The sequence below is a fragment of the Rhizomicrobium sp. genome (assembly GCA_037200045.1).
Classification (GTDB): Bacteria; Pseudomonadota; Alphaproteobacteria; order Micropepsales; family Micropepsaceae; genus Rhizomicrobium.
This window is the reverse complement of sequence record JBBCHM010000001.1, coordinates 344531-369592: the sequence shown is the minus strand read 5'-3', so window position 1 is coordinate 369592 and position 25062 is coordinate 344531. Positions and strand designations below refer to the sequence as shown.

The following is a 25062-nucleotide window of genomic DNA, read 5'->3' as shown; positions in this document are numbered from 1 at the left end:
CCATTTCGTGCCCACCGCAGCAAAGCGTGTGTGCGGCCGGCGTTTTCTGGTAATTAGTTAGCAATTCATACAAATCGCGCCAAGCATCACCTTAGGCGCGAAGCGAGCGGGAGGGTTTGCGAATGTCTCATCATGCAGTTCGTCATACGCGTCTTTTGAAAGCCGTGTTGCTGTCGTCGGCTTTCGTCGGAATCGGGCTTTGGACCGATGCCGCGCAGGCTCAGCAAATCGAGACCGTGATCGTCACCGCCGAGAAGCGGTCCGAGAACGTGCAGAACGTTCCGATCGCGATCACCGCCTTCAGCGGCGACGCGATCCAGGAGAAGGGCATCGGCGACCTTCACGGCCTCTCCAACCTGACCCCGAACGTCAACCTCGACTCGGGCGCGCCGTTCTCCGGCGACTCTTCGGTGCTCTCCGCCTCGATCCGCGGCATCGGCCAGGACGATTTCGCCTTCAACCTCGATCCCGGCGTCGGCGTCTATGTCGACGGCGTCTATCTCGCCCGCACCATCGGCGCCAATGTCGACCTGCTCGACGTGGAGCGCATCGAGGTGCTGAAGGGCCCGCAAGGCACGCTGTTCGGCCGCAACACGATCGGCGGCGCGATCTCGATCGTGACGCGCGATCCCGGCGACAAGTTCATGGTCCAGGCGCAGGTCACCGGCGGCTCGTTCAACCGCCGCGATATCGCGCTGACGGCGGATATTCCGATCTCCGACAGCGTGCGGACCTCGATCACCTTCCAGTCGGTCGAGCGCGACGGCTATCAGCGCGTGGTCCCCTACAACAACGCGCATGGCTACACCTTCGACCCGGTTTCGCCGGACGTCGCGACTCCTTATGAGTTCAACAACCGCCTGGGCGGCCAGAACCACCAGACGGTCCGCGGCAAGCTGGTGTGGGACATCAATTCGAACTTCACCGCGACGGTGACCGCCGACTGGGCGCATCAGGACCAGTCCTCGATCCCCAACACGGTGCTCCAGGTGTTCCCGAACACGCCGGGCGCGGCCGGCAGCATCGCCGGCCTCTACACGGCCTGCCTTGCCGGCGCCACGATCGGCCAGCTCTGCAGCCAGCCGCGCGCCAATGGCTGGCCGCCCGGCGTGGGCCTGCCGGCGCTCGACAGCGAACCGAATCTCGTCCCGATCAATCCGGAGACGACGCAGGCGCAGCTCGCGACCGGCAGCATCGACACGACCTATGCCAACGGCATCAACTACGCGAAATACGACTCCGAAGGCGCCGGCATCACCCTGGCCTACGACCTCGGCAACGACATGACGCTGAAGTCGATCACCGGCTATCGCCACATCACGTGGAACATCGGCGAAGACCTCGACGGTTCGGCCGACCATGGCGATCTGCTCGAAGTCAGCGACAAGCAGCAGCAGCAGCAGTTCACCGAGGAGCTCCAGCTCGTCGGCACGGCGCTCGACCAGCGGCTGAGCTATGTCGCGGGCCTCTATTACTTCTACGAGGACGGTTTCGTGCACGACTGGGTGCCGTTCGACGGCGGCCTGCTCGCGGTGGAGGACAGCGGCCTCAATCTCATGCGCACGTCGAGCGAGGCGATCTACGGCCATCTCGACTACAAGGTCACCGATCAGATCGGCCTGACGCTCGGCGCCCGCTACTCCATCGAGAACAAGCATTTCGTCGGTGGGCAGCAGGATCTGGACGGCCTGTCCTACAAGGCGTCGGGCTGCTATCCGCCGGACATGCCCAACAATCTGGGCGCGCCGGCCTTCCTGACCTGCCAGCAGGTGCTGGGCTTCGCCGATCCGAACAATCCCTACAAATATTTCCCGGCCGGCGGCGATAAGCAGGAGTTCGACGAGTTCACCCCGACCGCGGGCGTGCAGTATCACGTGAACGACGACGTGATGGCCTATGCGTCCTGGTCGAAGGGCTTCAAGTCCGGCGGCTGGACGACCCGCCTGTCGGATCCGATCGACGATCCTTCGCTGGCCCGGTTCAAGCCCGAAAAGGCCCAGACCTATGAAGTCGGCGTCAAGGCCGAATGGTTCGACTCGACGCTGCAGACCAACGCCGCGTTCTTCTACACCGACTATCAGAACATCCAGCTCAACGAGCAGGTCGGCGCCTCGCCGGTGCTGAAGAACCTCGGCGACGCCAACATCCTCGGCGGCGAACTCGAGGCCCAGGCGATCTTCGACTACGGCTTCTCCGCCCATGCGGGGGTCGGCTATATCGACGCCTATTACTACCACCTCGATCCGAGCGTGCATCCCGCCACGCCCGATCCGTTCAGCGACATCACGCTGCAATCCAAACTGCCCAAGACGCCGATGTGGAAGATCAACATCAATCCGGAATGGGATCACGATCTGGGCAACGGAATGGCGCTCCAGGTCCAGTTGTCCTATACGCACACCTCGTCCATGTATAACGACAGCTTGAACACCCCGCTCCTGAAGCGTCCGTCGCTGGACCTGATCGATGCGTCGGTGCGGCTCAGCTTCGACGAGGACAAATACTCGGTCGCGGTGGGCGGCACGAACCTGACCGACAAGCGCTACATCACGGTGGGCAGCGTGAACTACGCCGCCGGCTTCGTGGACGGCACCTACAGCGCGCCGGCCGAGTGGTACGCGCGGTTCAACGTCAAGATGTAAATGCGGCGCTTCGGCGCCTCCTTCAGGGCACAAACGAAGACGCCGGCGGTTCGCACCGCCGGCGTTTTCTTTTTTGGCCCGCTGAGCGTTACGCCGCCGGGGGAAAGCATTCGGTGCAGTGGTCGGCCCGGCGCCCGCTATAGACCGCGCGCCGCCCGGCGATGGAAACCGTGTACTCGACGCATCCCGCCGCCGCGATGCGGGCGAGGAATTGCGAATAGTCGATTCTGTTGGCCTGGCTCGCGCGGACGGCGGCGGCCACCGCCGCCGGATCGAACGCGTCCGCGAACGGTCCTTCCACCGCCTCCGCTTTCGTGACGTGCGAATCGCCATTCGGCAGGTAGTAGGTCTTTTCACCCCGCTGCAGGTCGGCACGGTAGCGCTCGATGCCGGCGTCCGTCAGCCGACCGACGATCTCGGGAAACTTGCCCGTCGCGCCCCTCGACAGTTCGGTGCATTCCTCGACGAGGCGCGCGATTTTGGCGTCCATGTCCTTCTCCTTCGATGTGTGGCCGGCGATGTTTGGCCGGTCAATCGACCGGCACGTTTTGGATTTCGCGCTGCCGGACGATCTTCTTGAGGATGCGTTCGAGCGTGGCGCGTTCCGCGGCCGAGAGCGCGCCGAAGAATTCCCGGTCGTTCTCGTCCGCCAGCGCGGCAAGGCGCGGGACGAGCGCGCGGCCCTTCGGCCGAAGCGCGATGTCCTGCCAGCGGCGATCCTCCCGGGAGGCGGTCCGCGAGACGAGATCCTTGGCGACGAGGCGGTCCACCAGCTTGGAGACGGCGCCCCGTGTCATCTTGAGTTCGTCGGCGACGCGGCTGGGCGTCGCGCCATCCGCCGCGTAGAGCGCGCGCAGCACGACCCATTCGGCCACCGTGACGTCCTCGGCGCCCACCTTCAGGCCGAAGGCATGGGACACGTGGTTGGACACCATCCGCAGCCAATACCCCAGATGCGCCTCCAACACGCTGATCGGCCTTTCGCGCGCCATGCCGGCCCCATTGGTTTCCTAGGAAAGTAATAGATGATGGTTTCCTTGTCAATTATTTCGATCACGAATCTCATGGGCTGCTGGTGTTCTGAACCAGAGGTTCGCTGAATAAAAAAAGGTGTCATGGCCCGCGAATGCGGGCCACCCAGGTGAAATCTGCCGCGGTCGTGCAGGTTTCACCTGGGTCCGCCGTTCGTACGCTGTCGCTACGAACTCGCGGCGGATGACACCGAGTGCCGCGAACTTCTGACTCGGGACACTAGGGCAAAATCGGTCGGTTTCGAATCGCTGTCTTCCAAACCGTCATTCCCGCGCAAGCGGGAATCCAGGGCAAGCGGCACCGCGCCCAGTCCTCTGGATGCCCGCCTGCGCGGGCATGACAATCAAACGATCATGCTCATGAAAAAGCCCCCGTCCTTCGACAGGGCGGAGGCTTTTTTTCGAAAAGCGGAAGCGTAGTCAGGCGCGCAGCGGCACCTTGATAACCTGCGGCTCCATGTAGGAGGCCAGGCCCAGCGTGCCGATCTCGCGGCCGAGGCCGGATTCCTTGAAGCCGCCGAACGGCATGTCGGCCTCGCTGCCGACATGGTGGTTGATCCAGACCGTGCCGGCCTCGATGCGCCGGGCGATGTCCGCGCCGCGCTCGTAGTCGTTGGTCCAGACCGAGGCGGCCAGGCCGAAGCGGGTGTCGTTGGCGCGGCGCACCGCGTCGTCCACGTCGCTGTATTTCAGGATCGGCAGGACCGGCCCGAACTGCTCCTCGGCCACGATGCGCATGTCGTCGGTGGCATCGGCGACCACGGTCGGCGCGATGAAATAGCCGGGCCGGTTGAGCTGATGGCCGCCGGTGGTGATGCGGGCACGCTTGTCGCGCCGCGTATCCTCGATGACCTCCATCACCTTGTCGAACTGCATCTTGTTCTGCAGCGGACCCATCTCGGACTCCGGGTCCATGCCGTCGCCGACGCGGTGGGCGCGCGCCAGCTTGGTCAGGCCCTCGACCAGCGGTTCATAAAGATGGTCGGGCGCGTAGATGCGCTTGACCGCCATGCAGATCTGGCCGGCGTTCAGGAACGCGCCGCGGAACAGGTTCGGCGTGATCTCGTCGAGATTGGCGTCGTCCAGCACGATCGCCGGATCGTTGCCGCCGAGCTCCAGCGTGACGCGCTTGAGCGTGCCGCTCGCGCTCGCCATCACCCGCTTGCCGGTCGCGACCGAGCCGGTGAACGAGACGCGGTCGACGCCGGGATGCTCGGTCATCCAGCCGCCCAGCGCGTTGCCGCCGGCCACCGTGTTGAGCACGCCGGGCGGCAGGGTGGTGCGCGCCACCTCGCCCATCAGAAGGGTCGCCAGCGGCGTGTAGGGCGAGGGCTTCAGGACCATCGTGTTGCCGGCATAGAGGCCGTGCGCGATCTTGTGCGCCGCCAGGATGATCGGGAAATTCCACGGCGTGATCGCCGCGACGACGCCGAGCGGATGATAGACCAGCTCGACCCGGTGCTTGCCGTCATTGCGGATGATCTCGGGCTTGATCTCGAGCTTGCACATCGCTTCGAGCTCATGGGCGGCGCCGCCGATCTCCCATTTCGCCTGGCCGAGCGGCTTGCCCTGCTCGCGCGTCAGGACCGGGCCGATCTCGTCGATGCGCGCGGCGAGGCCGTGCGCGAAAGCGGCGATCGCCTCGCGGCGCTCGGCGAAGCTCTTCGCCGCCCACGGGGCGAAGGCCGTGCGGGCCGAGGCCACGGCGCGATCGAGCTGGTCGCGCGACGCATCCGGGCATTTCGCGAAAGGCTCGCCGGTCGCCGGATTGATGACATCGAAGCTCTGCTCGCTGCTCTCGGCCTTGCCGTTGATGGTGTGGGTGTAATTGTCCGCCATTCCATGCCTCCCTTGTCCGCCTACGCGGCGCGTTTGCGATCCGATACTTCGATGATGGTCGCGAGCGAGGAATCGCCCGCGGCGCAGCCCTGGAACAGGCCGTAGCCGCCGCCCTTCTCCACCAGCTCCTCGATCAGCTCGATGATCAGGCGCATGGCGGTGGCGCCCTGGGGGTGGCCCCAGATCAGCGAACAGCCGTAATTGTTCATCTTGGCGATGTCGTAGCCGGTCTCGCGCGCGAAGGCGATATCGTTCACCGCGAAGGGATTGTGCGACTTCACCGCCTTCATGTCGGTGATCTTGAGATCGGCGTTCTTCAGCACCTGCTTGGTCGCGGCGACCGGCGCCAGCGGCATCCAGGTCATGTCCACCCTTCCCTGGCCGAAGCCGGCGAAGCGGATGCGGATGTTGGGGTCCTTGCTGAATTCCTGGGCCTTGTCGGCCGAGGTGACGATCATGGCGCAGGTGCCGTCGGCCGGATGGGTCTGGCCGCCGAACGTCACGGTGCCGCCCGGCGTGGACGGCTTGAGCCTGGCAAGGCCCTCGGGCGTGGTCGGGAAGATGCCCTCGTCGCCTTCCATGACGCCGTCCTCGCCCTTGAAGTTCGGCTTGGGGACGGCGAAAGGCAGCGACATGAACTTCTTGTGAAAGGCGCGGCCGTTGGCCAGCGCGTCCTGGTATTGCGCGTAGCGGCGCAGGACGACGTCGTTCTGCTCCTCGGTCGAGATCTGGTATTTCTGCGCGACGTTCTCCGCCGTCTCCAGCATCGAATGGCCGCCGATGGCATCGTTGGAGAAATTGTAGAGCATCGGGTCTTCGGTCTGGCCGGTGCCGCCCGGCGCCTTGGGCGCGGGATAATAGACATGCGCGCCGTTCGAGGTCCGGTCGGTGGCGAGCACCAGCGCGACCGAGGCGAGCCCGACCTGGACTTCCGATGCGCCCGCCAGCACGACCCGCGCGCCGGTCGAGCAGACCTGGGTCATGGTCGGTCCGACGACATGCTTGAGGCCGATCTCGTAGAGCGGCCAGGGCGCGCCATAGAAGGACTGGAACTGCGGCAGGGTCATGCCGAGCACGCCGAAGTCGAACACCTCCGGGGAGATGTCGCGCTTCCTGAGCTCGGCCTTGGCGACATGGGCGGCGAATTTCATGGAATGCAGATGCTGCAGCGCACCCTGCCACTTGGCGAAGGGCGACGACCAATAGGCGCCATAGGGGACTTCGACACGGTCAAAACTCATCCTGCTCTCCTTGCGCCGGATCGACGGCCGCGGATGTTCGACGCACAGTATACCGTCGGCAATTCGTATGTCTCGCACACTATCGCCGCCCGGGCGGCGGTTGTCGCGGACTTTGCCCGCCGCCTTCCGATTTAGCGCACGCGCCCTTCGGCGTGGGCACAGCACAACCCGCAAGCCGGCGGTTTAAGGAGTTTCCCCAGGGTCACACAGCGGCCCGCGCCGTCCGGAGCACTCCGGACGGCGCTTTTTTAGCGCTCGCCCAGGGGGCCGGTGCCGGGCTTGGCCGGGCTGACGGCGTTCTGGTCGGTCCAGGCCTGGATCGCCGCGCCATTGGCGGCGTCGAGCTCGGTGTGCCGGCTCATGGCATAGCGCTCCGACGCCAGCAGGCGCTGCTGCGACGGCTGGAAGGCCGGAATGACATAGCGCGCGAACAGTTCGTAATGCTTGCGCGTCGCTTCCCAGCTCGCGAAATCGTTGGCCACCATCAGATAGGAGCCGAAGCCGCCGGACTGCGCCTGCAGCCGCTTGATATGCGCGATCGCGTCGTCGGGCGTGCCGATGATCGCCACGCCGCCCTCGGTGAACCAGGCGAGCTGTTCCTCGAACGTCTTGCCGCTGACCCGCAGCGTGGGAAGCGCGAGAACCTCCTGCGTGTAGCGCACGAAATGGTGCAGGCCGTATTTGACGTCCTCGATCGCCTGCTTGCGGGTCTCGGCGATGTGCATGAAGCCGACGAGGCGCCACTGGTCCTGGTCGACCTTCTGGTTGTGCTTGGCGGCCTCCGCCTCGGCGCGGTCCCAGTGATGGCGCATCAGGTTCAGGTCCTCGCGCATCAGCGCGCCGAGCGAGAGGAGGCCGAGGCCGTGGCGGCCGGCCAGCATCGAACCGGCCGGCGAGGTCGAGGCCGCGACGCAGATGTCGAAATCCGAATAGGGCGCGAGCTGGCATTGCGCGTCGACCAGATTGTAGCGGTCGGTCTTCGCCGTCACCATCTTGCCCTTGAGAAGATCGAGCACGACGCCGACATCGTGATCCAGCGCGGGGCGCAATTGCTTGGGCTCCAGGCCGATCATCGTCGCGTCGGTGGGAAGCGAGCCGGGGCCGAAGCCCAGCATGATGCGGCCGCGCAACAGATGATCGGCGAGGATGATGCGGTCCGCCACCCAGAGCGGATTGTGATAGGGCAGCGAGACCACGCCCGGGCCCAGCTTGATGTGCTTGGTCAGCGCGCCGACATAGGACATGAACTGGATCGGCTCGGCGATGATCTCGGCGCCGCCGGAATGATGTTCGCCGATCCAGGCCTCGTCATAGCCGAGGTCGTCGAGCAGACGGATCGTGTCGACATTGCGCTGCAGCGACGACGTCGCGTTCTGCGTCGACGGCGCGTTGAACGGCGGCATGAAAATGCCGAAACGAGTCCGCTTCATACTGACCTCCCGATTGCTTTGCCGCGATGATACGGGCCGCGCAGTTTGCCTGGCAAGGAATGTGTTTTTCCATGTTCGCGGACGGGATCGTTTGAGTGCTCTGGCAATCGCGTTCTTGGGTGCGTCCTGAGTCACGCTCCGTCGCACATAACGGGAGGCTCGCGCAGGTGAAGATCGCCGATCTGTTCAAGGTCGAAGGCTATGGCGTCGTCATCACCGGCGGCGCGAGCGGGCTTGGCCTCGGCTTCGCGGAGGCGCTGGCCGAGAACGGCGCGCGCGTCACGCTGCTCGATATCGACGCGGCGCGGATCGCGTCGGAGGTGCGGCGGCTGAAAGAGCTCGGCTATGACGTGCGCGGCGAAGTCGCGGACGTCACCGATCATCCCGCGCTCGACCGCGCCTTCGACAACGCGGCGGCGGCCTACGGCAAGCTCGACGTGGTGTTCGCCAATGCCGGCATCGATTCCGGTCCCGGCTATCTCAACGCCTGGGTCGGCGACAAGCGCGAGCGCGTCGACGCCGGCGCCATCGAGCACTACACCGACGAGCGCTGGGAGCGCACGATCGCCATCAACCTGAACGGCGTGTTCGCCACCTGCCGCGCCGCGGCGCGCCACATGCGCCCGCGCCGCTCGGGGCGCATCATCGTCACGACCTCGCTGGCGGGGCTGACGCAGGAGGCGGTGATCGGCAGCGCCTATATGGCGGCGAAGGCCGGCGCGGCGCATTTCATGCGCAATCTGGCGCTGGAGCTGGCGGGCTATGGCATCTGCGTCAACGCCATCGCGCCGGGCTTCTTCGTCACCAATATCGGCGGCGGGCACGCGCACAATCCCGAGACCCAGAAGACGGTTTCCGCGCGGGTGCCGATGCACCGCGTCGGCTGGCCGAAGGACATGGCCGGGCTGGCGCTGTTTCTGGCGTCGCCGGCCTGCGAATACATCACCGGGCAGCAGATCGTCATCGACGGCGGCTGGGGCCTGGGCGTAGCGGACTGATCAGGAGGAAGATTTCATGCATGTCGGACTTTGCACCGGCTTTTCGAACTACCGGAAAATCGACGACGCCCAGTTCATGCAGGAGGAGCTGAAGCAGATCCTCCTCGGCGAGGAGCTCGGCTACGACTCGATCTGGATGACCGAGCACCATTTCGACGACTATTCCGTCAGCCCGGCGCCGCTGATGACGCTGGCCTGGCTCGCCGCCAACACCAAGCGCATGCGGCTGGGCACCGCGGTGATCGTGGCGCCGTGGCACGATCCGGTGCGGCTGGCGGAGCAGATCACCTGGCTCGATCATCTGTCGGGCGGCCGCGTCGTCATCGGCTTCGGCCGCGGCCTGGCGCGACTGGAGTTCGAGGGCCTGCGCATCGACCAGTCCAAGGCGCGCGAACTGTTCGACGAGGTCGTGGCGCTGGTGATGAACGCGCTGGAGACCGGCTATATCGAGGGCGGCGAGATCTTCCAGCAGCCGCGGCGCGAGATCCGGCCGCGGCCTTTGCGCTCGCTGAAGGGCCGCGCCTTCGTCGCCGGCGGCACGCCGGATTCGCTGCGCGCCACCGCCAAGCTCGGCCTGCCGCGCCTGTTCCTCAACCAGCCGATGGTGACGAACACCCAGCGCCCGCCCTTCGGCGGCGGCAAGATCCAGGCCGGGCACGTGCCGGTGCAGGCCGACCAGGCGGACGATCCTTGGCTGAAGGCGTGGCTGGAATTCCATCCGAACGTGCCGCCGCCGGGGCCGTTCGTCTCCAACCTCGTCTTCGTCGACGAGAGCCGCGACCGGGCGCACGAGCTCGCGCGCACCTATGCGGCGAACACCTTCCGCTCGGCGATCGCGCATTACGAGATGACCTCGGAGCATCACGGCGCGACGAAAGGCTACGAGGCCTATAAATCGCTGCGCCTCAAGCCCGAGGACATCGAGCCCGCGGTCGAGGGCGTGGTGCAGCAATCCTTCTATGGTACGGCGCAGGACGTGCTCGGGCGCTTCGAGGAGATCGTGAAGGTGCGCAAGCCGCAGGGCCTGTTCCCGCATCTGTGGACCGGCGGCATGACGCATGAGGAGGTCAACCACAATCTCAGCTATTTCGCCAAGCACTGCCTGCCCGAGCTTCGGACCTGGACCTGCCAGCCGCTGACCATCGGGGAGCCGCAGTCGAAGGCGGCTTGAATCCAACTTTCCTCCCCCATTGTTATGGGGGAGGTGCTGCGTGAGCGCAGCGAACGAAGCGGAGGGGGCCTGCCGGGGCGTGCCCCCTCCACCGCTTCGCGGTCCCCCTCCCCCGCAACAGCGGGGAGGAAAAAGTATGGAGCGACGTATGAGCTTGAACCCCTTCGACCCCGCTTTGTTCCGTCCCGAGGCGGTGTCGGCGGAGACCCGCGCCTTCAACGAGACCCTCGCGGCGCAGATGAAGGGCCAGCCCAAGCCGTGGGAGCGGCCGCCGGCGCCGGACGGTTCGGCGGCGCCGCGGATGTTCGCCTCGCCCGCTTCGGCGCGGGCGCGGACCTTGACCGCGGAGGTCAAGGGGCGCGCGCCGGTGGCGCTGCACGTCGTGGCGCCGGACAATCCCAAGGGCGTCTATGTGCACCTGCATGGCGGCGGGCTGATCATGGGATCGGCCGCCGACCAGGATCCGATGCTCGAGCGGATCATGAACGCGACGGGGCTCGCCTGCGTCAGCGTCGAGTACCGGCTGGCGCCGGTGCATCCCTATCCGGAAGGCTGGGACGATTGCGAGACCGCCGCGCTGTGGCTCGCCAAGCACGCGAAGGCCGAGTTCGGCTCGGACTGGCTGTCGATCGGCGGGGAATCGGCCGGCGCCACGCTGGCCGTGCCGACACTGGTGCGCCTGCGCGACAAGCACGGCTTCACCGGCTTCAAGGCGGCGAACCTGTCCTACGGCAATTACGATACGACCATGACGCCGAGCCAGAAATGGATCGGCGAGGAAAGCTTCTTCCTGCAGACCAAGGACATCCAGTTCTGCACCGAGCGCTACGCGCCCAATCCCGCCGTGCGGCGCGATCCCGACATGTCGGCGCTCTACGCCAATCTCAAGAACCTGCCGCCGGCCCTCTTCACCGTCGGCACGCTGGATGCGTTCCTGGACGATTCGCTGTTCGTCTATGCGCGCTGGATCGCGGCGGGGAACGCGGCGGAGCTGGCGGTCTATCCCGGCGGCATCCACGGCTTCAACATGTTCCCCTACGCCATCGCCACCGAGGCCAATGCGCGGATCGATGCGTTCCTGAAACGAGAGCTGGCAAGGGCGGCGTGATGCCGCGAACGGTCCGGGCGAGTATCAACTATCTGGCCGCGATGTCCGAACGGCCGCGCTATCACGCGCAGGATCATTCCCGCGACAATCTCGTTCTCGACCCGCGCGAAGTGGACATCGAGGATCTGCGCGGCGCCGGCTCGTCGCTGGCGGTCGAGGGCTTCGCGCTCGTGCCGCACCCAAGCGCCGTCGCCGATTTCCGCGACGAGGCGGAGGTGGCGCGGCTTCACGGCGCGGAGATCGAGGACCTGCTGCGGCGCGAGACCGGCGCGGACCATGTCGTGGTGACCGGCAAAGGCATCCTGCGCTTCGCCGAGCGCTCGCCGCTGTCGGGCAAGCTGTTCAATTCGCTGCCGGCGCGCTTCATCCATATCGACATCAGCGATCCGACGGCGCGCGAATTCGCCGAGCGGTCGCGGCCGGAGGGACGCCAGGTCCGCCGCTTCGCGCATTACAATGTGTGGCGGGTGATCACGCCGCCGCCGCAGGACGTGCCGCTGGCGCTGTGCGACGCGCGCAGCCTGGCGCCGGAGGATCTCGTGACCGCCGACGCGGTGTTCGACGCGCCGGGCGGGGCGCCGGAATGGTCGTTCGAGGGATTGCTGCTGCGGTACGATCCGCGCCATCGCTGGTGCTATTTCTCCGGCATGACGCGCGACGAGGCGCTGATCTTCAAGACCAATGACGGCGACCCGGGCGCGCCGCATCATGTGCCGCATTCGGCGTTCGACGATCCGTCCTGCCCGCCGGGCGTCGTCCCGCGCGGCAGCGTCGAGATGCGGGCGGTGGCGTATTGGCTCGGATAATCTCTCCCCCACAACGGGAGACAATGGTCAGGTCCCCGCTGTGATGATTTGGATAGCGTTAACGCAAAGATCGAAGGTCCATTGGCTATGAAATTTCAAAGGCTTGACGGTGCCGTCAACACAAACGTCTGGATTATCAATGGCTTAATGCGAGCACAGTTGCTTTTTTAATAGTTAGCCGTTATATAGCAAGTGCGGTTGGGAGAGCTGCCGTAGCAACTCGTTGAAACCTCGTGTTTCACCCGGCCGCCTTTTCTTTTTCATGACAGCCCCATGCACATCCTTTATCTCGACGATTCCGGGTCAGTAAAGAACCCCGACGACAGACACATTATCCTCGCCGGCGTTAGCGTCTTTGAGCGTATGCCTCATTGGCTCTCGCGCGCGCTCGAAAATCTCGCAAAGGATGTGTTTCCTTCTGAATATGAAAATGTGGAATTTCGCGGGGTCGACATATTTGCAGGTCGCAAACAGTGGCGCGATCTCAAGAAGGACCGTCGGCGCGAAATCTATATCGAAGCCTTAAATCTTCTCGCCCGTTCTGCACACGTGAGGCTCTTCGGGGCGGCTATTCATAAGGCCGCAATCTCGCCAGATGATCCGATGGAATACGCGTTCGAACAAATCTGCAATAGGTTCGATTTGTCCCTAACTCGGCTGTTTAGGGCAGGAGATATTCAGCGCGGGCTGCTCGTTTTGGACAAGTCGTCATACGAAACCTCCCTTCAAGCCCTGGCCCTGGGCTTCAGAAAAGCCGGACATCGCTGGGGCAAGCTTCACAATTTGTCTGAAGTCCCGTTATTTGTCGATTCGTGCGCATCGCGGATGATCCAATTTTCAGATTTGGTGGCATATGCACTTCGCCGCTACTTCGAAAAGGGTGATGCGACATACATTGATATCCTTGCCCCAAAATTCGATGCCGTTGGAGGGGTCATTCATGGACTTCTTCACTACGCGCCAGTCGGGTCAGGCTGCAACTGCATCTCTTGTCGGCAACGCAGGATCTACTAGCCATCCCCCGTTCGCCAACGACGCCCGCGAGCCGGAGAGAGGGATTCAAATAAATCTTACGCAACAGAGTATCGTTCGCGGTAATACAGCACGGCAACCCCTGCGCTCATCCCCACTCGGGACTGACAAAAGACTTACACGTCAAATCCTTGGCGCGCGTCGATGGAGGATAACTCTGTCTACGGATTTATTCGCGGCCGCCCCTTGAACCGAGTCGGTCCACGCACCAAATCACACAAATCCCGACACCTGTATCCAGACCGCAACGCCTCACCGCGAGAGGAGCGTCTATCCATGAGCCTTTGCGAAAACAATCAGCGGCTTACACATCTTTCGCGCCATTCGAACCGTCTTTCCGCTTCGAAGGGTTCAGACCCGGATCACGACCTTGCCGAAGTGCTTGGCTTCCATTTGGTGCTTGTAGGCCTCGGCGGCGTCCTCGAAGGCGTAGGTCTTGTCGATGATCGGCTTGATCGCGTTCACCGTCATCGCCGCCAGCATGTCCTCGAACATCACGCGGTTGCCCACGAAGATGCCGTGCAGGCTGGCGCCGCGCAGCATCAGGGCGTGCGGATTGGTGTCGCCGTGCGGGCCGGTGAGCACGCCGATGAGCGAAACCTTGCCGCCATAGCCGACGGATGCCATCGAGCGCGCCAGCGTGCCGGAGCCGCCGACCTCGATCACGCAATCGACGCCCTTGCCGCCGGTGAGCCGCAGCACTTCCTTGTCCCAGTCGGGATGGGTCTTGTAGTTGATGAGGTCGGAGGCGCCATGCGCCTTCGCCCGCTCCAGCTTCGCGTCCTGCGACGAGGTCGCGATAACGCGGGCGCCGGCGGCGCGGGCGAATTGCAGCGCGAACATCGACACGCCGCCGGTGCCGAGCACCAGCACGCTGTCGCCCGGCCGGATCGGATGGCCGGCGACCATCAGGCCGTGCCAGGCCGTCACCGCGGCGCAAGCGAGCGACGCGCCCTCCTCGAAGCTCATCCAGGACGGCAGCGCGACCAGCCCGTCCTCGTGCAGGACGATTTTCTCCGCCAGCACGCCGTCGACCGGCGCCGCGCCGAGCGCGCGGCTCGGCCGCGGTTTGCCCTCGATCCAGGTCTGGAAAAAAGTCGGCGCGACGCGGTCGCCCGGCTTGAAGCGGGTGACGCCCTCCCCCACCGCCAGGACTTCGCCCGCGCCGTCGGACAAGGGAATGACGGGGCCGGCGGCGGGCGGGCCGGGATAGACGCCGAGCACCACCGCGAGGTCGCGGAAATTCAGCGACGCGGCGCGGATGCGCACCAGCACCTGCCGCGGACCGGGCACGGGATCGGGCCTCTGGACGAGGGTCAGGCCCGAGAGATCCTTCGTCCCGGGAGCGACTTCATATGCGCGCATGATGCTTGCCGATCAGGCCTCGACCAGCCGCGACGACCGGTCTGCTTCTTTCGCATCGGATTTGATGCGGCTGTTGCGGTAGTCGCGCGGGTTGGTGCCATAGTGGTTGCGGAACACGCGCGCGAAATGGGTGGCGTTGTTGAAGCCCCATCCGAAGGCGATTTCGGTGATCGTGCGCTGGCGCCACAGCACATCGGCGAGCTGGCGGCCGCACTCTTCGAGCCGGCGGCGTAGGACATAATCCGACACCGTCTCCACGTCGCGCGAGAACATGATGTGGAGATAGCGCGGCGAAATGCCGAACGCGGCCGCGACGGAGCGGACGCTGAGCTCCGGATTGCGCAGATTGGCCTCGATATAGCGCTTGATCTGGACGCGGCGCGCGCCGATGACGGCCGCCTCGGCGACGGCGCCGCCCTTGATCTGCGCGCAGGAGGTCGCGAACATGTCGAGCAGGCTGTCGGCGATGCGCGAGCCGAGCTCCTCCGGAATGCCTTCCTGCACCTGGTCCCAGACGCTGCGCAGCATGAGCGAGGTGATGCGCGACAGGCCCTGGCTGCCCGACAGCTTCACGCCGACCATCGCCTCGGGCGTCGGAAGATGGCGCTTCAGCTCGTCCTCGTCGACGATCAGCACCAGCGTGCTGCAATCGTCGTCATAGGTGAGCGTGTAGGGCAGCGTGCTGTCGCTGAGCACCAGATCGCCCTCGTCCAGCGACGCGTCGTGCCCATCCTGCCGGATCAGCAGCCGGCCGCGCATCTGGACGTGCAGGAAGTAACGGTGCTCGTCGAGCTTGGCGGCCTGTCCCCGGGACCGGCGCACGGTGGCGGCGCGCGACGTCGCATTGGCCAGCCTGAGGCGTCCGAAATTCGCGCAATGCACTTCGGCATCGAATTCGCCGCCGACCGCCGGGCGCGTTTCCAGCGGCGCGAAGACGTCGCTGATGATGTCGTTCCAGTACGAGACCTTTGCCGGCGACGGCAAACCATGCGTCGAATATGTGAGCACGCAGACCTCCCGATATGATTTTTATTTTGCGGCAGGATAGCAATTAATTTGGACCACATACAATCGACGGATGCCAACAGCGTGAATTTCTTCGCGCTGTCGTCACAGTTTAGCCTCTAGAAACTGGTAGAAATAGTACCAGTATTCCAAACTCTTAGATTGTATTCGGCGTAGTCGGCGCGAGCGAGTCGTTACGGTTGAATCGGTAAGATACCGAACGCTCTTGTGCGCTGCACCAAGACGCGGAGCAGCCAGCGACAACCGCCGCGATATCGCCGGCAGCACGGTGGCCGTGCGCCCGCGGGACGGTGAAGCGACGTATTAAAAGGTAGAAAGTGTGGCGATAGGATTTCGCAATGGCCGGCCCGTAGGGGGCCGCCGCAAGGGAGGGGAAAAATGAAAACGACATTGGCGCTTTCGGCCGCGGCATTTCTCGCTTTGGCGTCCGGCGCCCAGGCGGGAGACCTGTCCGGCTATTTCGGCAACACCGTGTCCTGCAAATACGCCAATGGCGATGTGACGAAGATCCTGGTCGCCCAGGACGGCACGTTCAGCGTGATTCCGACCGGCCATCCGCAGAGCAAGGGGACCTGGAAGGACGACGGATCGACGATCTGCTACACGCAAACCGACCCGACACCGAGCGCGGACATGAAGCCGGTCTGCAATTCGTCCCAGGCCCGGGCCGTGGGCGATTCCTGGACGGTGACCGACCCCTTCGGCGGAACGTGCACGGCGACCCTCGTGGCCGGCAAGCCGTAGGCGCCCCGCGCGGCGTGGGCTAACGCGACAGCCATTCGCGCATCGCGGCCGTCACGGCATCCGGCCGCTCCATCGCGACCATGTGGCCGCAGCGATCGAGCACGACGAGGCGCGCGCCCGGAATGAGCGCCGCCATCGCGCGATGCGCCTCGACGGTGCGCAGGCGGTCTTCGCTGCCGGCGCAGACCAGCGCCGGGCAGGCGATGCGCGGCAGCAGATCGGAGTAGTCCGGCCGCGTGAGGCCGGCTTGGGCATGCGCCGCAAGCTGATCGAGGGTGCAGCGCGCGAACATCGCGGCGACCGCCGACAGCAGCGCCCGATCTTCGAGGCGTTCGGGCGCGACCATCTCCCGAGCCCATTCGGCTGCCCAGGCCGCGATCCCGATCTCGCGGGCCCGTGCGAGCGTCTCATCGCGCTGCGCGGCTTCGGCATCGCGCGCTGGGTCGTCCGCGTGGCCGCGATAGTCGGTCGCGAAGAGGGCGAGGCGCCGCACCCGGGCCGGCGCGCGGCGGACGATCTCCTGCGCCACCCGGCCGCCCATCGAATGGCCGGCGAGGTCGAAGACCTCCGGCGCGTCGCGCAGGACGGTCTCGGCCATCGCTTCGATGCTGCCGGCAAGACCGTAATGCGCCACGCGCGTCGCGCGGATGTCGGCGAGCGCGGCTGTCTGGGCGCTCCAGAACGCCGCGTCGCACAACATCCCCGGCAGCAGCAAAAGGTCGGGTTTCATCGATGGAGGAGCGCGGCTATCCCGCGATCTTCTGCCGGACGATCCGCGCCCCATCGGCCATCGCCTTCATCTTGCCGAAGGCGACATCGCGCGGCAGGTATTTGAGGCCGCAATCCGGCGCGACGACGATCCGCTTGGCGTCGACATAGGGCAGCGCCCGCTCGATGCGTTCGGCCACGATCTCAGGCGTCTCGATCTCATGGGTCGAGAGGTCGAGCGTGCCCAGGATGATCGTCTTGTCCGGCAGCGTCGCCAGCACCGAGCAATCGAGCTTGGACTGCGCGGTCTCGATCGAGATCTGCTTGGCCGTCGTGTGTTCGAACTCGGGCAGGAATGAATAGCCGGTCGGCCGTTCGTGGATGATCGCGGCATAGCCGAAGCAGATATGCACCGCCGTGGTGCCCGTGACACCGTCCAAAGCGCGGTTCAGCGCGGCGACGCCGAACTGCCGCGCCTTGTCGGGCCGCGCCTGCATATAGGGCTCGTCGATCTGCACCACGTCGGCGCCGGCCGCGAACAGGTCCTTGATCTCCTCGTTCACCGCGGCGGCGTAATCGAGCGCCATCTCCTCTTCGCTCTTGTAGAAGTCGTTCTGCGCCTGCTGCGACATGGTGAAGGGGCCGGGCACGGTCATCTTCACCGGCTTGGCGGTCTGGCTCTTGAGGAATTTGAGGTCGCGCACCTCGACCGGGCCACGGCGGCGGATCTTGCCGACGACGCGCGGGACCGGATTGGGATGGCCGCTGCGGTCGAGCGCTGTGCCCGGATTGTCGAGATCGACGCCCTCCAGTTCGGTGGCGAAGCGGTTGGAATAGCTCTCGCGGCGGATTTCGCCGTCGGTGATGATGTCCAGGCCGGCAAGCTCCTGATCCAGGATGGCAAGCCGCGTCGCGTCGTCCTGCGCCTCTTCGAGCCATTGCGGATCGACGCGCCACAACTCGCCGGCGCGTACGCGCGGCGGAAAGCGCTTGGCCAGCTTGGAACGGTCCAGCAGCCAGTCCGGCTGCGTGTAGGAACCGACAAGGCTCGTCGGGAAAAGCGGAAGCATGGCTACGGACCTTTTCTGCTGGGTGGCTTGCCTGAAGAGGCGTTGGAGCTTACACATTTTCTATATGCGGTGGAATTTTCGAAGTGCGAAAAACGGCGCGACCGCCCGTCATGGACAAAAACGGCGCAGCAGCTTCTAGTGGGCGTACCCGACGCCTTTCCGCAGCGACGATGGATTCCGACACAGAGACCCACACCGACACCGAATATCTCTCGACCTTGGAGAGAGGGCTGTCGGTCCTGCGCGCCTTCGGGCGCGACAACCCGCAGATGACGTTGAGCGAGGTCGCGGAAATCACCAAGTTGTCGCCGGCGGCGGCGCGGCGCTGCCTGAACACGCTGGTCAAGCTCGGCTATGTCGCCAAGCACCACCGCCATTTCCTGCTCCGGCCCGAGGTTATGAGCTTCGCGTCCGCCTATCTGGATTCGATGAGCCTGGGCGAGCTGGTGCGCCCGCACCTGCAGGCGGTGCGCGACGAGACCGGTGACAGCTCCTCGCTCGCGGTCCTGAGCGGCTCCGACATCCTCTATCTGGTGCATGTCTCGACCAACCGGATGGTGCGGCTGGCGGCCGGCGTCGGCACCCGCTATCCGGCCTATGCGACCTCTTTGGGGCGCGCGATGCTGGCCTTCGAGCATGAGGACGTGCGCAACCATTATCTGGACACCGGCACGTTCACGCCCTTCACCGAGCACACCGTCACCTCGCGGGCCGAACTTCGCAAGCTGTTCTCCGATGTGCGCCGGAGCGGCTATTCGGCGACGCAGGACGAGCTCGACTACGGGCTGATCTCGATCGCCGTTCCGATCTTGGATGCCGCCGGCCGCTCCCTGGCGGCGATCAACTGCTCGACCTCGACCTCGCGCGTCGCGCTCGACGAACTGGTCCGGACGCGGCTGCCAATTTTGCAGAACGCCGCCCGCGTCATCGAGACGGCGCTGCGCCGCCAGCCCTATCTCCTGCGTTCGGTTCATCCCGATTGAAATGGGGCGGCTTGGCGCCGCGCCATCGCCATCAGAACTTCTTCGTGAAATCGATACCCCAAGTGAGCGGCTCGCCCTTGAAGATGAATCCGCCGGTCGAGTATTCGGTGTTGTAGCGCTTGTCGAACAGGTTCTTGGACCAGGCGGTGACGCGCCAGTCGTCGGCTTCCAGGCCGATGCGCAGATTGGCCAGGTTCAAGGGATCGCGCGCGATCGGCGTCGGCTCGCCCGCCGCCGGGACCGGGATGACGAAGGTCGTCGGACCGACCAGGCTGTCGTCGAAGCGGATGACGCCCTTCACGCCGTCCCAGACCTGGTGCTCGTATTGCAGGCCGATGTTGAAGGTGTAGTCGGACACCAGCGGCGCCTTCGAGCCGACCACCAGCGCGCCCGACGCGCCGGGGAATTTCGTCACGTCGCTATCGGTGTAGCCGAAGCCTAGATTGGCGGAGAGATCGTCGGTGATGCGGGCGGTGGCGTCGAGATCGACGCCCGTGAAGCGCACGCCTTGGATGTTGCCGAGGTTCTGCGTCGAGTTCGAGGCCAGGAACACGAAGTAATAGTCGTTGTGGTCGTTGGTCGTGTAGACCGCGCCGTTGACGCTGAGCTTGTCGTCGAACCAGCGGGTCTTGGCGCCGACCTCGTAGGTGGTGGCCGTCTCGGCGTTGAACATGTCGCCGACATTGTCGAAGCCGGCGACCGCCGCGGCCGTGGCCACGCCGGTCTGGTTGAAGCCGCCGCTGCGGAAACCCCTGCCATAGCTGGCATAGACGTTCACGTTGTCGTCGACCGTGTAGCGCAGGATCGCCTGGGGCTGGAACGCATCCCAGGTGTGGGAGCGCTGCTGGCCCGTCGTCGCCGGGATCGCGGCGCGGCCGGTGATTATATTGGCGTCGAGGAATTCCTGCGGTGTCAGCGTGGTGTTCTTGCGGTAGTCGCTGTCGTAGCGGGCGTTGAGCGACAATTCGAGGTCGTCGGTGATCTCCGTCGAGGTGTCGAGATAGAAGGCCCAGGCGAACTGATTTTGGCTGTCGGCGAGGAAGCTAATCTGCGATTGCGGGGCGAAGGACGAAAGACCGAATTGCGAATTCGGCACACGATAGATCGGCTGGACGCCCGAATCCGTCGCGCCGTCATAGGTATTGCCGGTCGAGATATAGCGCTGGGTCGCGAAAAGCTGCGCGCCGCCGATATAGCGGAAGCGGCTGGTCGTCGGCGACGTGAAGCGCAATTCCTGCGAGAAGGTCTTCTCGTCCAGGAACTGGGACTGGCCGTAATCGAAGCCGACATCGGAATGGCCGAACGGATCGAAACCATAGCCGTCGCCGGTCAGGATCTCGCGCACCGTGTTGTAGCCGGTGATCGAGGAAATCTCGCCGAACCCCGTGTCGTAGGTCAGTTTCAGCGACGCATCGTAGATCTGCCGGTCGTCGAAACCCGAATTGTTCAGGTCGATCGGCTGGCTGGTGAAATTCGGGTTGTTGAAGTTGGGCGAGCCGAAGGGCGGCACGATGTAGTACAGGCCCCGCGTGTTCAGGATGTCGGTGGAGAACCGCAGATCGGCCGTGAAGTTGTCGGTCGGCGTGTAAAGCAGCGCCACGCGTCCGTTGAAATCCTTTACGGGATCGGCATCGCGGCGCGCCGAAGGGTCGACCGCATCGACGTTCCTCAGATGGCCGTCGGTGTCGAAATAGGAGCCCGAGACGCGGATCTTCAGCGTGTCGGTGATCGGGCCGCTGACCATGCCCTGGACCTTGAAGCCCGGGCCGCTCTCATAGCCGGCGGTGAAGCGCGATTCCCATTGGTCGGTCGGCTGCGCCGTGGTGATGATGATCGCGCCGCCGATGGCGTTGCGGCCGTAGAGCGCGCCCTGCGGGCCTTTCAGCACCTCGATCTGCTGGATGTCGAGCAGTTCCTGGTTGAACTGCGCCGGCTGGGTCATTTCCACGCCGTCGACGACGATCGCGGCGGACGGCTCGCTGTTGCGCGCCTGGGAAATGCCGCGGATGACGATGAAACTCGTTCCGGCGTTCTGGGTCGGAATGAAGGTCACGTTCGGGACCGCGCTCAGGAAGTCGCCCGGCGAGGTGATGCCCCTGGCGAGAATATCGCTGGCGGTGAACGCTGTGTCCTGCGCCGGCAGATCGTGGATGTCTTCCGAGCGCTGGCGCGCGGTGACGACGACGGTCTCGATCGTGTCGTCGGCGAAGGCCGGCGCGACGCCGATAAACAGCGCGGCGAATGCCGTGCCGCAAGCAAGCGATTTCGCAAAGCCGCTCGTGTAACGACGATGATTCCCGGTCATGTGCCCTCCCCGCGTGTTGGCGACAGTTCTCTGCCGGCCAATTCGATCCGCACACATCCTTTCGCAACGGCCTTCCGACTCGTGGCGATGCCCTTATTGCGGGCTCGGGATGCGTATGGATTCCTCCTCAGTGGAAAAGGCTAGGTATTTCGTTCTTCGAAGTCAATTTCGCTATTCGAATTTACGACAGTTTGTGGCGCAGTGATGCTATTCGGCTGCATCCGAGGCCGGCGCGCGGCGGCGCCACATCTTGCCGGCCAGGCCGCGAATGGCCTGATCGTGCTCGCCCAGGGTCGGCGGCGGGACGACGGCGGTGGCGTGATGGCCGTCGAAATTCACCGGAAAGCGGACGGTGCGGAAACGGCCCATGGTCGGGTGCTGGCCCTCGACCTCGATGCCGAGATGCCGTGCCTGGCGGTCCTGCAATGCTTCGCTCGAATCATAGACCGGCGAGAACGGCACGCCCTCGCCATCGAGACGCGCGCACCATTCGGCGCGGCTCCTGGTCTTGAAGATGGGGGACATCAGCGCGATCAGGTCGTCCTGATGCTTGATCCGCGCCGGACGGTCGGCGAAGCGCGGGTCCTCGAACAGGTTCGGCCGCTCGATGGCGTTGGCGAGGCCCTGCCAGAACTTCTCGGGCGAGGACATGTGCATGGCGACCCATTTGCCGTCGGCGCATTCGAAGACATAGGACTGCGACACGCTCGGCCGGCTGAACGGCCCCATGATCTCGCCCTGCGAGAAGTAATGCGTGAAGTCGTCGAGATTGAAATGGCACATGGCCTCGAGCATGGAAACGTCGATGCGGCGGCCCTTGCCCGTCCGTTCGCGTTCGTGCAGCGCGCCTAGGATGCCGAAGGCGGCGTAGAACCCGGTCACCGCGTCGGCGATGGCGGGGCCGACCACGCGCGGGTTCTTGGGATTGATCAACAGACGCAGCCAGCCGCTCGCCGCCTGGGCGACGGTGTCGTAGGCCGGACGCTCGGCATCGGGGCCGTCATGGCCGAAACCGGAAATGCCGCAATAGATCAGCGCCGGATTGATCGTCTGCAGCCGCTCGCATCCGACGTTGAGCTCATCGGCGACGCCGGGGCGGAAATTCTGGATGAACACGTCGGCATTGGCGACCAGTTCGTCTAGCAACTTGAGGTCTGCGGCGCTGCGGGTGTCGACCGTCAGGCTGCGCTTGTTGCGGTTGTAGGTCTGGAAATGCGGGCTGTAGAGGCCGCCATTGAAGGCGCGGAAGGGATCGCCGGTCTTGGGCCGCTCAAGCTTGATGACATCGGCGCCCATGTCGGCGAGGATCATGCCGGCTGCGGGGCCGGTGATGAACGTGCCCATTTCCAGGACGCGTACATCTTCGAGAACCTTGTTCATGGCCACTCCGGGCGAACGACGCGGCTGGCGCGGCCGCTATCGGGAAAGACGGCGATAGACTATGGATTTCCGCATGTCGAAGTCAATTTCGATATTTGGTAAGTTGCAGCGCCGCCAAGACGGTTCGGTACGAAACGGAGTCACATCATGCGCATCGGCAAGCAGGACGCCCCCTTCACCGCGATCTCCACGGCGGACGCCGCCTCGATCACCATACGCGGCAAGGATTTGTGCAGCGAACTGATCGGCAAGATCGACTTCATCGACTATTTCTTCCTGCTCCTGATGGGCAAGGAGCCGAACGCCGACCAGCGCTTCTTCGTGAACGCCCTCTTGGTCTCGATCGCCGAGCATGGGCTGGTGCCGAGCGTGCAGGCGGCCCGCATGACCTTCGCCGCGGCGCCGGAAGCGATCCAGGGCGCGGTCGCCGCCGGCCTGCTCGGTTCGGGGTCGGTGGTGCTCGGCAGCGCCGAGACGGCGGGCTATTTCCTGAACGATCTTGTCGAGGCCTCGAAGAACGGCAACGCCGCCGAGGTCGCGGCGGAGCGCATCCGCGCGATGCGCAAGACGAAATCCCCGATTCCCGGCTTCGGCCATCCGCAGCATTCCGAGGGCGATCCGCGCGCCAATGTGCTGCTCGCACTTGCGAAGCAGCGCGGTTTGACGGGGCCTTATCTCGCCATGCTACAGACTGTGAAAGAGGTGCTGCCGGAGGCGCTCGGCCGGCCCCTTCCCATCAACATCAACGGCGTCATCCCCGCCATCCTGCTGGAGATCGGGTTTCCGCTGACCGCGCTCAAGAGCATCTCGATCCTGGCGCGCACCGCAGGACTGCTCGCGCATCTCCAGGAAGAGGCGCAGCGGCCGATCGGCTTCATCATGTCGAATGCCGCGGCAGACGCGATCACCTATGACGGTGTAAAAGCCAAATAGAGCAGAACGTGTTTTGCAATTTCGCTTCAGCCACGATAGCGTAAAATCGAAGAACTTTTCGATATCCGAAAACATCCCATGCTCCGCAGCACCGAACGCTTCCTGACGACCCACACGGGAAGCCTGCCCCGTCCGGACGATCTCATCGCGATGATGGTCGCCCGCGAGGAAGGCATTCCGGTGGACGCCGCCGCGCTGGACACGCGCGTCACCGGCGCCATCGGCGAGATGGTACGCCGACAGAGCGAGGCCGGAGTCGATATCGTCAATGACGGCGAGATGTCGAAGCCGAGCTATGCGACCTATGTGAAGGACCGGCTGAACGGGTTCGACGGCACCAGCAACAGCTTCGTGTTCCAGGACCTCGTCGGCTTTCCCAAGAGCCAAGCGCGCGTGTTCGGCGATCCGGGCCGCAAGACGCGCAAGACGCCGGGCTGCAACGGGCCGATCTCGGTGCGCGACCTGAAATCGCCGAAAGTCGATGTCGAGAACCTGACGGCCTGTGCGGCCGGCGCCAAGGTAGAGGGGCTGTTCTCCAGCGCGGCGTCGCCGGGCGTGATCTCGCTGTTCTTCCGCAATGACTATTACAAGAGCCACGAGGAATATCTCTACGCGATCGCCGAAGCGATGCGCTACGAATACGAGACCATCGCCAATGCCGGGATGACGCTGCAGCTCGATTGCCCCGACCTCGCGATGGGCCGGCATGTGCAATACGCCGATCTCAGCCTGGAGGAATTCCGCAGGCGGATGCGCCTGCATATCGAGGCGCTCAATCACGCGGTCCGCAACATCCCGGCCGAGCAGCTTCGCATGCACATGTGCTGGGGCAATTATCCCGGCCCGCATCATTGCGACGTGCCCTTTGCGGACATCATCGACGTCCTGACCTATGCCAAGCCGACCGCCATCCTGTTCGAGGCGGCCAATCCGCGGCACGCGCATGAGTGGCAGATGTTCGAGACCATGAAACCGCCGGAAGGCAAGGTGCTGGTGCCCGGCGTCATCGAATGCCAGTCGAATTATATCGAGCATCCCGAGCTGGTCGCCCAGCGGATCGTCCGCTACGCCAAGCTCGTAGGGCGCGAAAACGTGATGGCCGGCGTGGATTGCGGCTTCTCGATCCATGTCGGACAGGGCGGCGTCGACCCCGATGTCGTCTGGCTGAAGCTCGCCGCGCTCGCAGAAGGCGCGCGAATCGCCTCCAAGCAATTCTGGTGAACCAGGGATAGGAAACGAAAGGCAGGACC

The 25062-nt window shown here is 64.7% G+C and carries 21 protein-coding genes; 10 read left to right on the top strand and 11 right to left on the bottom strand.

Going from position 1 to position 25062, the window contains the following annotated elements:
* Window positions 1–122 precede the first annotated feature (122 nt).
* A complete protein-coding gene (locus WDM86_01610) occupies window positions 123–2642 on the top strand; it encodes a TonB-dependent receptor (GenBank protein MEI9988708.1) in 2520 nt (839 codons plus the stop codon).
* An 88-nt stretch (window positions 2643–2730) separates the two neighbouring features.
* Here WDM86_01610 and WDM86_01605 read toward each other — a convergent pair whose 3' ends face one another.
* From WDM86_01605 to WDM86_01585, 5 genes are all read right to left on the bottom strand, one after another.
* Window positions 2731–3132: a DUF1398 family protein gene (locus tag WDM86_01605; protein ID MEI9988707.1), complete on the bottom strand. Its 402-nt coding sequence runs from the start codon at window positions 3130–3132 to the stop codon at window positions 2731–2733.
* 40 nt (window positions 3133–3172) lie between these two features.
* Complete coding sequence (locus WDM86_01600) at window positions 3173–3634, bottom strand: MarR family transcriptional regulator (protein ID MEI9988706.1); 462 nt, start codon at window positions 3632–3634, stop codon at window positions 3173–3175.
* A 459-nt stretch (window positions 3635–4093) separates the two neighbouring features.
* The gene (locus tag WDM86_01595; protein ID MEI9988705.1) at window positions 4094–5512 is read right to left on the bottom strand and encodes an aldehyde dehydrogenase family protein; all 1419 of its coding nucleotides are present in this window, start codon (window positions 5510–5512) and stop codon (window positions 4094–4096) included.
* A gap of 20 nt (window positions 5513–5532) precedes the next feature.
* Complete coding sequence (locus tag WDM86_01590) at window positions 5533–6753, bottom strand: thiolase family protein (GenBank protein ID MEI9988704.1); 1221 nt, start codon at window positions 6751–6753, stop codon at window positions 5533–5535.
* Between the two features lie 248 nt (window positions 6754–7001).
* Window positions 7002–8183 carry an LLM class flavin-dependent oxidoreductase gene (locus tag WDM86_01585; protein MEI9988703.1) on the bottom strand — a complete coding sequence of 394 codons (1182 nt, stop codon included), beginning with the start codon at window positions 8181–8183 and terminating at the stop codon, window positions 7002–7004.
* Between the two features lie 167 nt (window positions 8184–8350).
* Between WDM86_01585 and WDM86_01580 the strand changes: the two genes are divergently transcribed.
* The 5 genes from WDM86_01580 to WDM86_01560 all read left to right on the top strand — a co-directional run bounded on the left by WDM86_01580 (window position 8351) and on the right by WDM86_01560 (window position 13280).
* A complete protein-coding gene (locus tag WDM86_01580) occupies window positions 8351–9181 on the top strand; it encodes an SDR family NAD(P)-dependent oxidoreductase (GenBank protein MEI9988702.1) in 831 nt (276 codons plus the stop codon).
* Between the two features lie 16 nt (window positions 9182–9197).
* A complete protein-coding gene (locus WDM86_01575; GenBank protein ID MEI9988701.1) occupies window positions 9198–10352 on the top strand; it encodes an LLM class flavin-dependent oxidoreductase in 1155 nt (384 codons plus the stop codon).
* Between the two features lie 148 nt (window positions 10353–10500).
* The gene (locus WDM86_01570; GenBank protein MEI9988700.1) at window positions 10501–11460 is read left to right on the top strand and encodes an alpha/beta hydrolase; all 960 of its coding nucleotides are present in this window, start codon (window positions 10501–10503) and stop codon (window positions 11458–11460) included.
* The gene (locus WDM86_01565) at window positions 11460–12266 is read left to right on the top strand and encodes a CmcJ/NvfI family oxidoreductase (GenBank protein MEI9988699.1); all 807 of its coding nucleotides are present in this window, start codon (window positions 11460–11462) and stop codon (window positions 12264–12266) included. Before WDM86_01570 ends, WDM86_01565 begins: the two co-directional genes overlap by 1 nt.
* Window positions 12267–12539: 273 nt before the next feature.
* The gene (locus WDM86_01560) at window positions 12540–13280 is read left to right on the top strand and encodes a DUF3800 domain-containing protein (GenBank protein MEI9988698.1); all 741 of its coding nucleotides are present in this window, start codon (window positions 12540–12542) and stop codon (window positions 13278–13280) included.
* A gap of 369 nt (window positions 13281–13649) precedes the next feature.
* Here WDM86_01560 and WDM86_01555 read toward each other — a convergent pair whose 3' ends face one another.
* Window positions 13650–14663: an NAD(P)-dependent alcohol dehydrogenase gene (locus WDM86_01555; GenBank protein ID MEI9988697.1), complete on the bottom strand. Its 1014-nt coding sequence runs from the start codon at window positions 14661–14663 to the stop codon at window positions 13650–13652.
* A 12-nt stretch (window positions 14664–14675) separates the two neighbouring features.
* Window positions 14676–15671: a helix-turn-helix domain-containing protein gene (locus tag WDM86_01550; GenBank protein ID MEI9988696.1), complete on the bottom strand. Its 996-nt coding sequence runs from the start codon at window positions 15669–15671 to the stop codon at window positions 14676–14678.
* Between the two features lie 396 nt (window positions 15672–16067).
* Between WDM86_01550 and WDM86_01545 the strand changes: the two genes are divergently transcribed.
* Complete coding sequence (locus tag WDM86_01545) at window positions 16068–16433, top strand: hypothetical protein (protein ID MEI9988695.1); 366 nt, start codon at window positions 16068–16070, stop codon at window positions 16431–16433.
* Between the two features lie 19 nt (window positions 16434–16452).
* Here WDM86_01545 and WDM86_01540 read toward each other — a convergent pair whose 3' ends face one another.
* Entirely contained in the window at window positions 16453–17163 is a 711-nt protein-coding gene (locus WDM86_01540) for an alpha/beta fold hydrolase (GenBank protein ID MEI9988694.1), read from the bottom strand.
* Window positions 17164–17179: 16 nt separating this feature from the next.
* On the bottom strand, window positions 17180–18211 hold the full coding sequence (locus WDM86_01535; protein MEI9988693.1) for a uroporphyrinogen decarboxylase family protein: 1032 nt from the start codon (window positions 18209–18211) through the stop codon (window positions 17180–17182).
* 170 nt (window positions 18212–18381) lie between these two features.
* On the opposite strand from WDM86_01535, the gene WDM86_01530 reads away from it, so the two are divergent.
* Window positions 18382–19194: an IclR family transcriptional regulator C-terminal domain-containing protein gene (locus tag WDM86_01530; GenBank protein MEI9988692.1), complete on the top strand. Its 813-nt coding sequence runs from the start codon at window positions 18382–18384 to the stop codon at window positions 19192–19194.
* Between the two features lie 31 nt (window positions 19195–19225).
* Here WDM86_01530 and WDM86_01525 read toward each other — a convergent pair whose 3' ends face one another.
* On the bottom strand, window positions 19226–21499 hold the full coding sequence (locus WDM86_01525; protein MEI9988691.1) for a TonB-dependent receptor: 2274 nt from the start codon (window positions 21497–21499) through the stop codon (window positions 19226–19228).
* 207 nt (window positions 21500–21706) lie between these two features.
* Window positions 21707–22879 (bottom strand): CoA transferase, encoded by a 1173-nt coding sequence (locus WDM86_01520; GenBank protein ID MEI9988690.1) that lies wholly within the window; start codon window positions 22877–22879, stop codon window positions 21707–21709.
* Window positions 22880–23026: 147 nt separating this feature from the next.
* Between WDM86_01520 and WDM86_01515 the strand changes: the two genes are divergently transcribed.
* Window positions 23027–23812, top strand: coding sequence for a citryl-CoA lyase (locus WDM86_01515; GenBank protein ID MEI9988689.1), 786 nt, complete (start codon window positions 23027–23029; stop codon window positions 23810–23812).
* A 78-nt stretch (window positions 23813–23890) separates the two neighbouring features.
* The gene (locus tag WDM86_01510) at window positions 23891–25033 is read left to right on the top strand and encodes a cobalamin-independent methionine synthase II family protein (protein ID MEI9988688.1); all 1143 of its coding nucleotides are present in this window, start codon (window positions 23891–23893) and stop codon (window positions 25031–25033) included.
* Window positions 25034–25062: the final 29 nt, after the last annotated feature.